Here is a 14646-nt window from a genome sequence, read left to right as displayed (position 1 = left end):
TGTGGAAACTGCATCTAAAATCCTAATACAAAGCTCATGGCTGCCTATCAACAAATAGGAAAAGGCATCCGAAACGGCTTCTCGGATGCCTTTTTCTATCTATCACATTCGTATGTTGGCAAATCTATCTGCAACTCTCCAGATAACTGGTATTACGAGATTTTGAGATAATTCCATTAATAAAATTCTCTTCATTTAACCTAGTGGTTCTTCTCCAAATCTTTCCCATAGAATAGGGAATAAATGTTCCAAATCATCTTCTTCCCAATCAAATTCTATGTCGGGTACAGGCTGTAACCCCTTTTTGCCAAGAGCCTTCAATAGCTCATCGTATATACTGTCATCCCATTCAAGAGTACCTGTCTTTATCAGGTTATAGGCATCCCATCCAACCAGGAGCAATTCTTCATTTTGCGGGAACCCTTCATCATCAAGGTTATCTTCATTTATGTATTCTGCTAAAAATTCAGGGTCTTTCATTACCTTGTTAAATATTTCTTCACCCTGTCCAATCAGCCATCCACGAAAATAATCAAAAGCATCGTCAGAACAGCCACCCATCAAAACAAATGCCGCTCCCCATAACCGAGATTTATAACTAGAGTTCATTAATTCTCGAAATAAAAATTCAAAATCTAAAACTTTCTCTAATCCTTTTTGAGCTAGTACCTCAATTAACCATTCCGCTTGATCATCATAATCTCTGGACTTTTCAATTAAGCTCCAAAATTCTTTCTGTTCCACTAAATAAAACCCCCACTTCATAGAAAAATTAATTTTATTAAAGTATTCCCACGCTCATCAAAAGCACTATATAAATGAGTTACACATAAAGGTTCTCCTCTACCGATACAAATACTTCAAATTCCTCTCTCTCTGTATCAATAATTAATCGTTCCCACATGTTTTCTCTCTCTCACCTTATATACAATAAAAATCTTTGCCTACATATACTTATTTATTTTACTATTGCAAAGTCTTTCCCAGTCTTACTAATAGGAATGTTTATGACATCACATTCCCTTACAGATGCACGTTTCAAAGACTTCATCGATTTTATTAAAAAATCTACTTTCGATACTTCCCCCTGCAATTCTGCTTCTACGCTCCCATCTTCCAAATTTTTCACCCATCCCGATAGTTTCAGTCTCTTAGCAAGAGTAAATAATTCTAAACGGAATCCTACTTTTTGAACTCTTCCAGAAAAGATCACTTTTTTTCTAACTATAATACTCGAATTAAAATCGGGGAAATCAATACTATTGGCATGCCAAATCACGTATTTATCTCTTAACCTTTTTAATGCATTCATTTATCTTATCCCCTTCTCTGTTCGTATTGTGGTAGTTGATTAATTTTTGTACCTTGCTGGCAATATAATCTCTTATGGCTAGGAGCTCTTCCTCTTTAAAATCATAGAAGTCATACTTGTGGGAGTAGTTGTGATTTACCTTCTTAAGTGTTCGGGTCATCTCTTTTGGCAATGATGAAAATCCCCAGGTTCCAGCTTCCTGTTTCGATGAGATAATTCCTTCGCTTAGGTACCAATACACTCTAATAAAATTCAGAGTACAGTATACAGGGTTCTCGAATATATTTTCCAAACAGTCATTAAAATCCTCCATTATGGAGGAAATGTAATAGGAGTGGGGAATCGAAGGAAATACTTCCCCAATGGATTTTCCTTCAATACAAATTCCCCGATGGGTGGTTATCATTATGTGTGCCGCCAAATCAGGATCTCTCCGAATCTCTCTATTCAAGTGCTTACATGTCCCTACTGACAAATCCTCTTCATACCGGGCTCTCCAGAATTCACTAAAATGGAAATCATAAGGGCTTGGGTGCTCAAACTTCTTTAATTGTTCGCGATTTATTATGCTTATTTCAATAGGAAAGGGGTTGTTCGAGTAGGTTAAAAATAGTTTAGCGAGCCTTTTCCTGGTTTCAATTTCTATTGACCTTTCAGTGGCAACCAAGATATCAATGTCACTGCTAGCAGGATTGAAGCCTCCCATTGCCAACGAGCCATGCAGGTAAAAGCCAATAAAATTATCACAGAGTATTTCTTTGGTCTTATTGAGGATAGAGAAAACAAATTCTTTTATCTCCGGGGTACTTTCAGCCCAACTATAAGTCATATATAAAACCACCGCCTCCCGCTTAGCAGCCAGCTTCTAATAGATACAACAAACTTCTTGTTTTATCGTACTGCTAGCTCAAAAATATCTGCAATTATTAACAGGAAGTCTTGGCACCATTCAATTCAGCTTCCCACAATACTTGGTATAAGCATCTTCTTCGACAATTCATGCTCATCTTCCTCCCCTCCTGCAAATACTCGTATTGGCAATTATAATTTTTTTTGTTTTAAACGGCTAAAAAAGCCATTAAAACTACTAATGCATAAAAAAAGAGGGCTCCATTATCGTAAAAGAGGCCCTCTATATTTTGGATGTGATTTCATGCTATTGAATTATCTATGCGGCTAAAACCTGTTAGAGGATGGCTCTCAAGATATATGAAAGGCATCCAATCATAAATACACCCCACAAAATGATGTCAACAATTCCGATGATGTCATGCTTCTGTTCCAGGGTCTCTTTACTTTCCAAAACCTTGCATCTCCCTTTGAGTAGTAGTCGTTATCGCAATCATAAATTGAAATAACCTGATCTACTGTAAGGTTTGTTACACTTTTTTTATTTGTCATAGATTCGACATTACTGAATCATTACTTGTTAAGAAGTTATAGCACAATCGCCGCAATGGTTCCGAATATCAGCAAGGGAATATTATAATGCATAAAGGTTGGAACACATGTGTCCCAAATATGGTCATGCTGCCCATCTGCGTTCAAGCCTGCCGTTGGGCCAAGGGTGCTATCCGATGCGGGCGACCCTGCATCCCCAAGGGCACCAGCTGTTCCAATTAATGCGATTGTAGCCAGTGTACTAAACCCGAGTACTGCACATAGTGGAACATAGACCGCAGCAATAATCGGCACTGTTCCGAACGAGGTTCCGATTCCCATTGTAATAAAAAGTCCAACCAAAAGGAGTACAAATGCTGCAACAACCTTGCTGCTGCCATCAAGGATTGAACTGGCGTTTCCCACGAACTCCTGGACCGCTCCTGTTTCTTTCAAAACATTTGCATAACCGGAAGCAATCAACATAATAAACGCAATCGCTCCCATCATGACCATCCCTTCCTGGACAACTTTGTCTCCCGTATTAAGAGGTATGGCTCTTGATAAAAACAGGATGGTGATTCCACCAATAGCGCCTACTACCATGGATCCAAAAACCAGCTGGAGGACGAAAGCTGCAACAATTGCAAGTAATGTAAAGAAAAAAAGCTTTTTATCATTTCCATTTAACTTAGGCCGATTTTCCGCTCCAACAGCCGTTTCTTCTATACTTTTATCGATTTTTTTCAGTTCTGCAAAATTGTAATCCCTTGGCTTTTTATACGTAAACAAAATGGCAATAATTAGTCCAAGGATCATACCTGCTCCCGGTAGCAGCATGGCAAAAGGTACATCTGACATATTAATTGCCATCCCATTATTTTTCATCTCGGCTGCAATAATGCCGTGAAAAATAAGCCCATATCCTATTGGCAGGACCATATAGGGKGTCTTTAGGCCGAATGTCAGGGCTGATGCTACCGCCCGTCTGTCAATTTTAAGTCTATCGAATAAAATTAGCAAAGGTGGAATTAATATGGGAATAAAAGCTATGTGGACTGGAATCAGGGTTCCCGATAAACATGTAAGCCCAGCGATGAGGAATAGCAAAAAATACTTCTTTTCTTTTATCACTTTAAGCAAATATTGGACAAGAGCGTCCGTAATGCCCGTTAAGGCAATCATGGCAGCAAATATCCCAAGTAAAATATAGCTTAAAGCTGTTTCGGCCTGTCCGCCCATGCCGCCAATCAGCGTGGAAATCGTTTCATTAAGCGGCAGTCCAGCCGTTAATCCAGCTACTAAGGCCGAGACAACCAATGCAAAGATTACATGTACTCGAAACAGGCTTAAAATAGTTAACGTTAAAACAGACAACACTACAGGGTTTAATAATGCCATTTTATCACTCACCTTTTATAAGGATTAATAATTATTTGAAGATTCAGTTATCTTTAGGCAAAAGTATGGCTCAGCCATACTTTTTCATGGTGTAATCTTGTTTAACGTTGGTGAATGAAGCATGTTTCTAGTAAGCTATTGAATAATCTCATTCCTTAAAATGAAGGTTGCCAAAGCTTCTATTTCTTCTGATATATCCCGGTCACTTTCAAGTGGCGGGCAAATGCTCCGAATCTTTTTCAAATACTCTCTTGTTACAGGAGCCAGTTGATCCTCGGCATTTTCCAGGTAAATAGCCTGGGACGAACAAATCATTTCAATTGCTATGACCCGTGCTGAGTTATGGATGATTTCACGCGCCTGCCTTGATCCGATCGTTCCCATGCTTACATGGTCTTCCTGATTCGCCGATGTTGGAATTGAATCAACACTGGACGGGTGTGCCAATACCTTATTTTCAGAAACAAGAGAAGCAGCTGTATATTGGGCAACCATTAACCCGCATTCCAATCCTGGATCTTTAGCAAGAAATGGCGATAGGCCGCTTAATTGTGGATTTACAAGCCTTTCAATACGCCGTTCCGCTATATTGGCCCACTCAGCCGCGGCAATTTTCAAATGATCCATCGAGAGAGCAATCGGCTGTCCGTGAAAATGCCCGCCAGATAAAACCCTGCCATCTTCCAATATAATTGGGTTATCCGTTGTGGAATTAAACTCCGTACTCAACACAGATTCAACATGCCTGAATGTTTGCCAGGAAGCACCATGAACCTGGGGAATACAGCGAATCGAATAAGCATCCTGCATCCGGATTTCTCCCTGTTTGGTAATTCGGTTACTCCCCTCAAGCCATGTCCTTATTCTGTTTGCCACATTTTCTATTTCCCGGTGAGGGCGAATTGCCAATAAATCAGGATCAAAGGCGGAAATGATTCCCCTGAGGGCCTCCATTGTCAAACATGCCGACATATCCGCTGCCAAACCCAGGCGCTCTGCTTCATTAATGGAAATGGCCCCTACACTTGTCATCGCCTGCGTCCCATTTATCAACGCAAGCCCTTCCTTTGCCTTTAAGGTAACAGGGCGCAATTCTGCTCTTTTCAAGGCTTCTCCCCCAGGCAGAACTTCTCCCTGGTATTCTGCCTTCCCCTCACCAATTAACACAATCGCTACATGTGCAAGAGGAGCCAGATCCCCGCTCGCCCCAACAGAACCCTTACAAGGAACAATAGGGTGGACTCCCTTATTTATCATTTCCATAAGGAGAGCCACGGTTTCCTCCCTGATTCCGGAGAAACCTTTCACTAGGGAATTGGCACGCAGTACCATCATTGCTCTTACAACCGGTATTGGAAAAGGTTCTCCAACCCCTACCGCATCCGCCCGTAAAAGATTAAGCTGTAACTTCTCGATATCCTCGTCCCTTATCTGAATATCACTTAGCTTTCCGAAACCAGTGTTAACCCCATAAACAATCTGTCCTTCATTAAGCTGCCTTTCAATTCGTTCCCGGCTATTTCTGATTTTCTCCTTCGTTTCTTCCGATATGGCCACTTTAGCCATTCCATAAGCAATTTGTTCGATTTGATGGCGGTCCAATCCAGAACCATCTAGTTGGATAACTTGGTCAGATAGCAAAATTAATCTCTCCCTATGTTTTTTAAAATGTCGGCCAGCTAGTCGAATGGGCAGTAATATAGTAGAGCCAGCTTCAACAAAGACCTTTGTATTTAGTTTTTCTTATGGGATTCATACCAATCCTTGATTAACGTGACTACATATCTTCCACCATTCATTAAGTTCTCAATACTGATATGCTCCTGAAAGGTATGAAGGTTTTTGAATCCATTTCCCAGTGTCAGGCACTCAAGTCCGTTTTCATTAAGGACATTTGTATCCGCACCGCCCAGGGTTTTCGTTGTGTATTTTTTAACGCCAATCTGATCGGCAGCTCTGATGGCCGTTTTTGCTATTTCATGTTCGAGCGGAATACGAAATCCCGAATATTTCTTTTCAAATCGCACGTTAGCCCTGCCGCCATGCTTACTGGCCGCTTTCTCAGCAGCTTCTTTCATATTTCCCAGTTGGGTATCCAGTGCTTCTTTCGAAAAACTTCGAACCTCACCTATTAACTCAACTTCACCAGGGATAATGGAGGACATGGTTCCGCCTTTTATTACGCCAATATTGGCGAGCGTCTGGTCATTAACTTTCCCCAGCTCCATATCTCTCAGCGCATCCGCGGCAATAAGGAACGCATTAATGCCATCTTCCGGATTCAGGCCAATATGGGAGGACCTTCCTTCTATTTCGCAATAAATCCTGCAGCTGAAAGGACCCTGCAAGATGATTTGTCCAACGTCGCCGGTACTGTCAAAAATAAATCCCTTTTTGCTCCGCACTAATGAGTAATCAAGATATCTGGCACCCACAAGTCCAGGCTGTTCATTGACGGTAAGAATCAACTCAATCGGCCCGCAAGGAATCCCTGACTCCTGGATTACTTTTATCCCTTCCAGATAGGCAGCCAATGCGGCCCTGTCGTCCGCCCCAAGAATGGTCGTTCCATCTGAATAAATAATGCCATCCTTTATAACCGGTTTTAAGCCTTCCGTAGGAAGAACTGTATCTAGATGCGTTGAGAAAAATAAGGGCTCTGCATCCGGATCCGTGCCATTCCACCATGCAATAAGGTTACCGCAATTTCCGCCAAATTCTTTATGGGCCTCATCAAACTGAATGGAAAAACCTAATTCCTGAAGCTTCGGAACCAGATATTCAGCCATCGGTTTCTCGCTGCCACTGGGTGCATTGACCTTTGCCATTTGCAAAAAGCTTTCCAATAAACGGTGTTCGTTTATTTTAATCAACGTTTTACTAGCCATTCTTTAACGATCCCTTCCGAGTTGATTTTTCACAAAAATGGTTTTCCCTCTTTTTAAGACACGATCAACCACGTTACTGCCAAGACGGTAAATTACATGTTCATATGATGGGATATCCCAAATTTGAATGTCTGCAAGTTTGCCTTTTTCAATAGAGCCTCTGTCGTGTTCCAGTTCCAGAGATTTTGCACCATTGATTGTGGCAGCGCGAATGGCCTCTTCTGGTGACATACCATACAGCCTGCATGCAAGGACCATGACAAATTGCATCGATTCTGTCCAGTTCCCTGGATTCAGGTTGGTAGCAAGTGCTAAGGTCATGCCGGAGTCAATCATTGCCCTCGCGGCAAAAGGCCGCTTGTGGGCTACCGCGAAATCCAATGAGGGCATCAGGACTCCCACAACACCCGCGTCGGCCAATCTTTTCATCACCTCTGGCGGAGTAAAATTAAGATGGTCAGCAGAAACAACCTTCCTTTCCGCTGCGAGATCAGATCCCCCAATATACGAGTAGGCATCCGTATGGACCTTCGATTTTAATCCTGCCTGTTCACCGGCATCCAATAACCGAATTGTATCTTCTACATTAAAATGGGAATCCTCTATCCAAACATCATGGAAAACCGCAAGCTTCTTTTCTTTAATCCGCGGAATCATTTCATGAATAATCAAATCGATATAGCTTTCCTTGGTCATGTCTTCCGGCCATCCATGTGCGCCAAGAAATGTATTGATTATATCGATAGGAGTATTTTTATTTAGCTCGGCTGCCACCTCCAAAATTTCCAGCTCATCTTTTGTACTCAGGCCATACCCGCTTTTTATTTCAACCGTTGTTGTTCCGGACTCAAGCATGCCCTTGATTCGTTTTTCAGTAGACTTATAAAGTTCCTCCTTGGTTGCCTTCCTGGTTTTATTCACAGACACCGTTACACCTGTTTCAATACCTTTTCGTTTGAGTTCAAGCGGATCGGATATAGTCATTTTTGCCGCATATTCTTCAACACGGGAGCCACCAAAAACCGCATGAGTATGGCTATCCACGAAACCGGGTGCCACTACTTTTCCTGTAGCGTCAATAATTTCCGCCTGTTCAATGTCAACTTCCTGTAATACTTTTTCCTTTGTACCGGCTGCTGCAATTTTCTCACCCGTTATAGCTACCCAGCCATTTCGTATCCTTCCAATAGAATCTGCTGTATCTCCGGTACATGTAATGAGTTCATTTGCATTTACGATGATAATGTCGGCTTTCTCTTTTTTTCCAACCAACTGCTTTACCTCCTGGAATCATGAACTTTTAAGAGAAAAGGGTACGGAATCCATTGCCGTCCCCTTAAATCTTGTTCTATTATTGGATCGTTAATTTTCATCCGGCCCAAAAGTTGCAGTAGGTGTCCACCAAAGTGGGATCTTAATGCTCTCTTTTGTAAGTTTGCCTTGTCCATTAGCAACGTCTTTGGCTGTTTCATAGCCAGCTTGGGCATGGCGGACAACACCGATACCAGAATCCACTGTCATACAAATCTCTAAGCGCATATCCGCTTCTTCAGTTCCGTCGGCTATCATTGTGACACCTGTATGGACTGCCTCGCCCATTGAATAGTTTGCTTGCAGAGCTATTAGATCACACATTCCAACAGCATTAAGCAGGCCATTGAGGACAGGCCAATCAGAAATCAAGTCGCCGCCATCCGGCATATTTTCCGATTCGAAAGTAGGGTTTACGATTGAACCGGAATCGAGATTGTCCCGAGAGAATGCTACCGGTCCCTTTAGCTCACCGCTCTTAACCATTTTATTGACTTCCAAGGCAAATTCCTTTCTTTGCCCGAAGCCGAGGTAGCATATACGTGCAGGCAAACCTTCAATCGGGATATGCTGCTTGGCTAATTTGATCCACCGGGTAACCAGTAAATCATCTTTAAACTTTTCAAGAACCATGTCATCTATTTTTTCCAAGTCAGATGGGTCACCCGACATACAAGTCCAGCGGAAAGGACCCCGTCCTTCGCAGAATAGCGGCCTAATGTATTCAGCCACAAAGCCAGGGATCTTCATTGCTTCTTCTTCAGGCATCCCTGCATCGCGGCACTCCTTGCGCAGGCTTGTTCCGTATTCAAAAGCATGTACGCCATCCTCGAAAAATTTATTGGTAACTCTTAATTCTCGGATCATCGTTTCCTGGGCTTTTTTCAAATATAATTGCCGATCCTTTTTCCGTAATTCTGCTGCTTCTTCCACCGAGTATCCAGATGGAAGGTAGGAAATAGGGTCGTGGGCAGGAGTCATGGAAGTAAGTATATCTGGCTTGAATCCCTTTTCGTATGCTTCTTCAAAAAGATCTGCCGAGTTTCCAACTACTGCAATTCCTATTGGAGTACCTTCAGTCGCATGCCTTTCCGCCAGCTCAATCGCTTCATCGAGCGATTCTGCGAGCACATCAATATAGCCAACTTCCATTCTGCGCTTGATTATTTCAACATTTGCATCGCAAACGATTCCAACGCCTCCATGCATGGCCATAGCCCTAGTCTGGTTTCCGCCCATGCCTCCCGCGCCTGCAGTCAACATGATTCTTCCAACGAGAGAATCATTATAATGTTTCCGGGCAATAGCGGAAAGGGTCTCAAATGTCCCCTGAATAACGCCTTGTGTTCCAATATATTGCCATGGAGCCGCAGTATACTGCGCAAACATCGTTAAGTTCTTATCCTGCAATTCATAGAAAGTTTCCCAGGAAGGCCTCATAATATTGGTTGTCGCCATAACGACTGTAGGGGCATATTTATGTGTTTTAAAAACCGCTACGGGCATACCGGACTGGACAACCAATGTCTCGTTGTCTTCCAATTCCTTCAAAGCCTTTATAATAGCATGGTAAGACTCCCAGTTCCGGGCAGCCTTTCCAATCCCACCGTAAACAACAAGTTCCTCTGGCTTTTCGGCATTTTCCATATTATTTTCTAGCATCCTAAGAATGGTTTCCTGCCTCCAGCCCTTGCATCGCAATTCGGGTCCCCGTTGTGCTTTGACAGAATAAAGAATCTCCGGCTTTTCTATAATGTTTTGATTAACCATAATCATGCCTCCTGTAACGAATTTTTTTCGATAGTTTCTTCCTTTTAGCAACCGCCAGTTAAGATAGCGCTTACAATTTTGAGTACTTATTGCTTTTTTTAAAGCGAATCCACCCCCTGGCCACTTTTTAGAATTTTCTAACTTTAATTTATATTGTAAATAGAGTAATCTATAATTACAAATACATCTTAACAATGGTTCTATAGTTTGAAACTATAAGAGGTGAGAGATTAATGGATTTACAGCAACTTTATTATTTTGTAATGGTTACGGAAAACTTAACATTTACTGCTGCGGCCGAAAAACTGCATATTTCCCAACCTTCTTTAAGCACTTCAATTAAAAAGCTGGAAAGAGAAATGGGATTTGAACTTCTGGATAGAAGCAAAAGGGATTTAAAGTTAACAAATGAAGGGAAAATTCTGTACCAGGAAGCCAAAAAGCTCCTGATTCACTTTGATCATGTATCTGAAGAGATGGGAAGGTTAAAAAAAGAGGGGCCGTTAGAATTGTCAATTGGAATTATCGAATCCTCAAAGTTTTGGGTTCCTAAAGTCTTAACCAAATTCAAGCAAGAATACGATAATGTGTTTATCCGATTATTTGAAGTCCTCAGTTTAAAAGATGTTGAGCAGGCATTGGACAACTTCGAAATCCATCTTGCTATTACGAACCAATACATTAACGGTGATAATATCAATTTAATTCCTTTATATGACGAGAAATTAGTGGCAGTTATACCAAATTCGAATCCATTAAAAAACAAAAGTTTTATTACTATCAAGGATCTTGAAAATGAACAGCTAATCATTGCCAAAAAAGGCTTCCAAACCCGGACAGATATTTTAAATGCTTTTCGAAAAGCTGGTATAAAGCCAAAAATCCAATTTGAAATCGGGCGCTTTGAAACAGCTATCGACCTTGTGGAAGCGGGGTTGGGAATTACAGTAGCACCTGAGAACTATGTTAAGCATATAAACAGGTCCAACTTCCACTTTAAGCGAATACACGATTCAAATATCTCAAGGACTGTTTACCTGGCTTTTGATACAAACAGATACTTACCTCCTTTGGTCGATAAATTCATTGGATTGGTTAAAGATAACTTTGGGAAGTCCTGAAGCGGTGCAAACCCTTTTCAGATAAGCGTATCGATACAAAAATGGTTCACCGGCAACTTTCCTACTGAGCCTGTCCGCTTCTCCGCTTTACCCTGAATTTATAGAGCAGCCATGATTTGACGATAGATTCCGTGTCTTTGTGGCAGGAAACCTTGTCTAGAAAATAAAAGTCGGTGGGTTCGACGCTAATTTTCGCAATCGGCTTCACCGGGGTTTTGCTGACCCACTCATCAAAGGAAACGAGCCCGCTGCCTGCCCGTTCGAATGTTTCACCGGGCAGGAAATATATCATCCCGCTTGTCCATGGATCGCCTTCAAGTGTTTCTTTATTCAAGGAAAAAAAGTAATGGGGACGGCCGCCAGCCACCTTTAAACAGGCGTTGCGGATTCCTCCTTTGACCTTGTTCTTATCAAGGACTGCGTAAAACAAAGGCCAGATTCCGTCCTTCGTGCCAAATACCGCATTGACGAATTGTCCGTTGTACAGTGTTTGCCTTCTCGCTTCAAATTCGCCAATTTCCCGATTGTTCGAACCGTGAACAATGACTTGCTTCCTTGACGCGATGTACTGAATGAAGCGGTGTTTTGGGAATCTGCTGGAGTAGTTGACTTCGATGTTGCCCGCTGCGGATTCCTCGTATATTTTTTCAAACTCCAAGCGCTCTTCCTCCGAAAAATCAAGCACAGGCGCACGGTAAAAAAAGAATCCCATTAATCCTGACACAGCTTTACTGATCATCTTCATCCTCCAGAAAATAAAGTTGCTTAATCCGTTATCCTTCTTTATACATATTCAGCCATCCGGGCCAAAATCCTCCAAACATCTTTTATTACCGCATAAAGAAAGAGCAGCCACTTTTAGCGGCCGCCCTCAACATTGTCGATGAATTCTATTCCATGGTCTTTGCACCATTCGATGGCGATTTGTTTCAGTTCGTTGTCACGGTAAGCAAACCAGTCATCACGGACACCCAGGTCAATAATTTTGTCCTTGAATCTCCGGAATGCTCCTTACCCGCTAATTGCACTTAGCAATGCGTCCTGTTTACGATCGTCATTGAGGGAATAGCAAAACCTTTCCATGATGCTGTACTCGTGGATATCATATTGGCTCGGTAAAGGGATGTAGTTCTCTTCGTCCTCCAAAATTTCAATCGCGGCATCACGGTCTTCGATTTGCCAATCGAGTAAATCATCGTCAGCTTCTTCCTCTTCGGCAAGCCGGATGTCGTCCGCAGTCAACCTTACAATTTCTCCTGTCTGCTTATTCAGCAACACTTGCTCATCGTCAAACTGAATGTCCATTTCATCGATAAGTTCCCTTAACTTCACCGGTTTGTTCAAAACATTTCACTTCCTTATAAGTCTAACCTAATGCACCAATGAGGCACGCAGAGTATTAATTCCGTTTTCCAGATAAGCTTTTAAACAGGTCAGCATGTAAATCCAGCCCTGCTGCTGGCCCAGCAATTTGCTAATTAGTTGAGGGTCGTCTTCCTTAAAGCCGGATTCAGTCACTTTGACAATCGTGTCACCGAACTCTTGCTGTTCCAGGAGGATTTCCACAACCGTTTCTTCCCCTGCCCCGCCCCAAGAAAAAACAATTTTCCGATTTTCTTCTGTTTCATTAACATGAATGTTCCCTTCTGCGTTGTACTCATCGTACCTCCAGGTGATGGTCTTGCCTTCTTCGACTCTCGCAGTACCGGATGAAAACCAGTAATTCGCCATTTTTTCAGGATTTACAATCGCTTCAAATACTTCGTTGGCAGGCTTATGTATGTTCATTTTGGATGTGATTTCGGTGATCATTCAAGTCTTCCCCCTTTCTGAATTTATTAATTCAAGAATAAAAGATTTATTTCCTCCTGTCCATTTCACCCTAATTAAAGGATTTTGATAGCTCAGTGTTAAATATTTACAATGTGATGATTCATTTAGGGGGATGGCTCTTGAATATTTATAATGGATTAGACCTGTTTAGGGAAATAATTAGCAATCGTTCTAATGAAGAAAAATACAAGGCTTGGTTCAGATATTATGAGGAGTACCAGGAAGTTTTCAACGCCATTTTCCAAAGAATTTATATGGCGGATGTTGAAGCATTAAGGCCGGTTATTAATTCCCTTGATTTTGATGCACTCCTGTCCAAGGCGGAAAGCGGGCTGGCTTTACACACGGTTTCAAAAATCAAAGAAGCCTTACGCCGATGTGCCGAGTTTTTCAAATTGGATGAGGGGTTTGATGTATTTTTACTAGTGGGATTCGGCCATATTGACGGAACCGCACCGCCTACTTCCAAACCGTCCTTGTATTTTGGCCTTGAGAGGCTTGCTGAATCCGATATGAATATCTTAATCCCCCACGAATTCAATCATCTTGTACGTTTTCACAAACTAAATTCGGCCGGGAGTTCTGAACGTCTAACAGTAAAACAGTTAGTGATTGCCGAGGGGCTCGCGACGATAACCCCTTTGATTCTAAATCAAGCGGATCTTACCGACGCCAATTTTGCAAAAGCACTGATGCTTTCCGAAGAAAAATACCAATTACTCAAAACCAATTTAACTGAAATTGAAAATGAAATCCTGAAAGACTTCGATCAACCTTTGACCCAGCCATTCCTGGAAAAGTATTTCATGGCCAATGAAGGCGGCCAGTTGCCTGTGAAATCCGGTTATTATTACGGACTTAACATTATCACAGCACTTTTACAAAATGGACTCTCGCTAACTGATTTAACAACCCAGGAAACGGATGAGATTTATGAGAAGTATATGAATTTGCAGGATGGTTAAGCAATTTGGCTCGCAATAGAATTTTTCAAATGGCTGTTTCTAAATAATTGTTATTTTGATTCCAAGAAATTTTCAAAACGACAAAGTAATCTGGTTAACTGCTGGAGGTACGTATGAAAAGAACTGCAATGTTTTCTCTAATGCTGATAATTTTGTTTTCTTCCTCAGTCCAGGCCTTATCATGGGCTTATCCTTTTGTTGTCTGGAAAGGGAAGGTCTATGAGGTGAAACGGGAAGAGATAATCGCTGCCAGCGAGATTGGCGAAGTCATTGGAAAAGTTAAGACCAAACCCAATGAGATGACGGGGAATTACTACGGAGATGCTTCAAACTATTATCCAAAAGGCACAAACTATTATGAAATAAAAGGGACATCAACTTCCACTGCCATTGCTGTAAAAGAAAATAACCAATGGGTAAAGGCTGTTTATGTCCATAGAGCACCTTTTCACATAATGAATGTACTCTCTAACGCCTATTTCCTAACAGCCATTGTACTCATTGCAGTCGGAGTAATATGGAAAAATACTAAATCTAAAAAATCACCAGTTAGATAAATATGAAACCTTAATTTACCACAGAGGAAGGGGGCACGTTCAATATGTGGGCGTTTGTTGGTTTTGTTCTCATTATGCTAGCTCTACTATCTATTGAAGGCCTGCTCA

General features: G+C 41.7%; 14 protein-coding genes. 3 read left to right on the top strand and 11 right to left on the bottom strand.

The features are described from left to right. Nucleotides 1-195: 195 nt before the first annotated feature. The 8 genes from ADU24_RS05525 to ADU24_RS05490 all read right to left on the bottom strand — a co-directional run bounded on the left by ADU24_RS05525 (nucleotide 196) and on the right by ADU24_RS05490 (nucleotide 10062). Nucleotides 196-744, bottom strand: a complete 549-nt coding sequence (locus ADU24_RS05525; protein ID WP_053365689.1) for a DUF4240 domain-containing protein — start codon at nucleotides 742-744, stop codon at nucleotides 196-198. Nucleotides 745-958: 214 nt separating this feature from the next. Further along, a complete protein-coding gene (locus tag ADU24_RS05520) occupies nucleotides 959-1312 on the bottom strand; it encodes an acylphosphatase (protein WP_053365688.1) in 354 nt (117 codons plus the stop codon). After that, nucleotides 1284-2141 carry a nucleotidyltransferase domain-containing protein gene (locus ADU24_RS05515; protein WP_053365687.1) on the bottom strand — a complete coding sequence of 286 codons (858 nt, stop codon included), beginning with the start codon at nucleotides 2139-2141 and terminating at the stop codon, nucleotides 1284-1286. Before ADU24_RS05515 ends, ADU24_RS05520 begins: the two co-directional genes overlap by 29 nt. A 608-nt stretch (nucleotides 2142-2749) precedes the next feature. Next, complete coding sequence (locus tag ADU24_RS05510) at nucleotides 2750-4093, bottom strand: Na+/H+ antiporter family protein (protein ID WP_053365686.1); 1344 nt, start codon at nucleotides 4091-4093, stop codon at nucleotides 2750-2752. 135 nt (nucleotides 4094-4228) lie between these two features. Further along, complete coding sequence (hutH, locus tag ADU24_RS05505; RefSeq protein ID WP_053365685.1) at nucleotides 4229-5734, bottom strand: histidine ammonia-lyase; 1506 nt, start codon at nucleotides 5732-5734, stop codon at nucleotides 4229-4231. A gap of 92 nt (nucleotides 5735-5826) precedes the next feature. Beyond that, a complete protein-coding gene (locus ADU24_RS05500; RefSeq protein WP_053365684.1) occupies nucleotides 5827-6981 on the bottom strand; it encodes a M20/M25/M40 family metallo-hydrolase in 1155 nt (384 codons plus the stop codon). A 3-nt stretch (nucleotides 6982-6984) separates the two neighbouring features. Next, entirely contained in the window at nucleotides 6985-8253 is a 1269-nt protein-coding gene (gene hutI / locus ADU24_RS05495; RefSeq protein WP_082306824.1) for an imidazolonepropionase, read from the bottom strand. Nucleotides 8254-8343: 90 nt separating this feature from the next. Beyond that, entirely contained in the window at nucleotides 8344-10062 is a 1719-nt protein-coding gene (locus tag ADU24_RS05490) for a urocanate hydratase (RefSeq protein ID WP_053365683.1), read from the bottom strand. A 233-nt stretch (nucleotides 10063-10295) separates the two neighbouring features. Between ADU24_RS05490 and ADU24_RS05485 the strand changes: the two genes are divergently transcribed. After that, a complete protein-coding gene (locus ADU24_RS05485) occupies nucleotides 10296-11183 on the top strand; it encodes a LysR family transcriptional regulator (protein ID WP_053365682.1) in 888 nt (295 codons plus the stop codon). Between the two features lie 61 nt (nucleotides 11184-11244). On the opposite strand, the gene ADU24_RS05480 is transcribed toward ADU24_RS05485, so the two are convergent. The 3 genes from ADU24_RS05480 to ADU24_RS05470 all read right to left on the bottom strand — a co-directional run bounded on the left by ADU24_RS05480 (nucleotide 11245) and on the right by ADU24_RS05470 (nucleotide 12995). Next, nucleotides 11245-11922 carry a hypothetical protein gene (locus tag ADU24_RS05480; RefSeq protein ID WP_053365681.1) on the bottom strand — a complete coding sequence of 226 codons (678 nt, stop codon included), beginning with the start codon at nucleotides 11920-11922 and terminating at the stop codon, nucleotides 11245-11247. Between the two features lie 272 nt (nucleotides 11923-12194). Then, entirely contained in the window at nucleotides 12195-12527 is a 333-nt protein-coding gene (locus tag ADU24_RS05475) for a hypothetical protein (protein ID WP_053365680.1), read from the bottom strand. Nucleotides 12528-12554: 27 nt separating this feature from the next. Further along, entirely contained in the window at nucleotides 12555-12995 is a 441-nt protein-coding gene (locus ADU24_RS05470) for an SRPBCC family protein (RefSeq protein ID WP_053365679.1), read from the bottom strand. Between the two features lie 140 nt (nucleotides 12996-13135). Here ADU24_RS05470 and ADU24_RS05465 point away from each other — a divergent pair, with 140 nt between their 5' ends. Further along, nucleotides 13136-13981 carry a DUF2268 domain-containing putative Zn-dependent protease gene (locus tag ADU24_RS05465; RefSeq protein ID WP_053365678.1) on the top strand — a complete coding sequence of 282 codons (846 nt, stop codon included), beginning with the start codon at nucleotides 13136-13138 and terminating at the stop codon, nucleotides 13979-13981. Nucleotides 13982-14094: 113 nt separating this feature from the next. Then, nucleotides 14095-14538, top strand: coding sequence for a hypothetical protein (locus ADU24_RS05460; RefSeq protein ID WP_053365677.1), 444 nt, complete (start codon nucleotides 14095-14097; stop codon nucleotides 14536-14538). The last annotated feature ends 108 nt before the right edge of the window (nucleotides 14539-14646 follow it).

The organism is Bacillus sp. FJAT-27245 (assembly GCF_001273955.1).
Lineage (GTDB): Bacteria > Bacillota > Bacilli > Bacillales > Cytobacillaceae > Bacillus_D.
The sequence above is the reverse complement of the archived record's forward strand: the minus strand, read 5'-3'. Positions and strand labels throughout refer to the sequence as shown.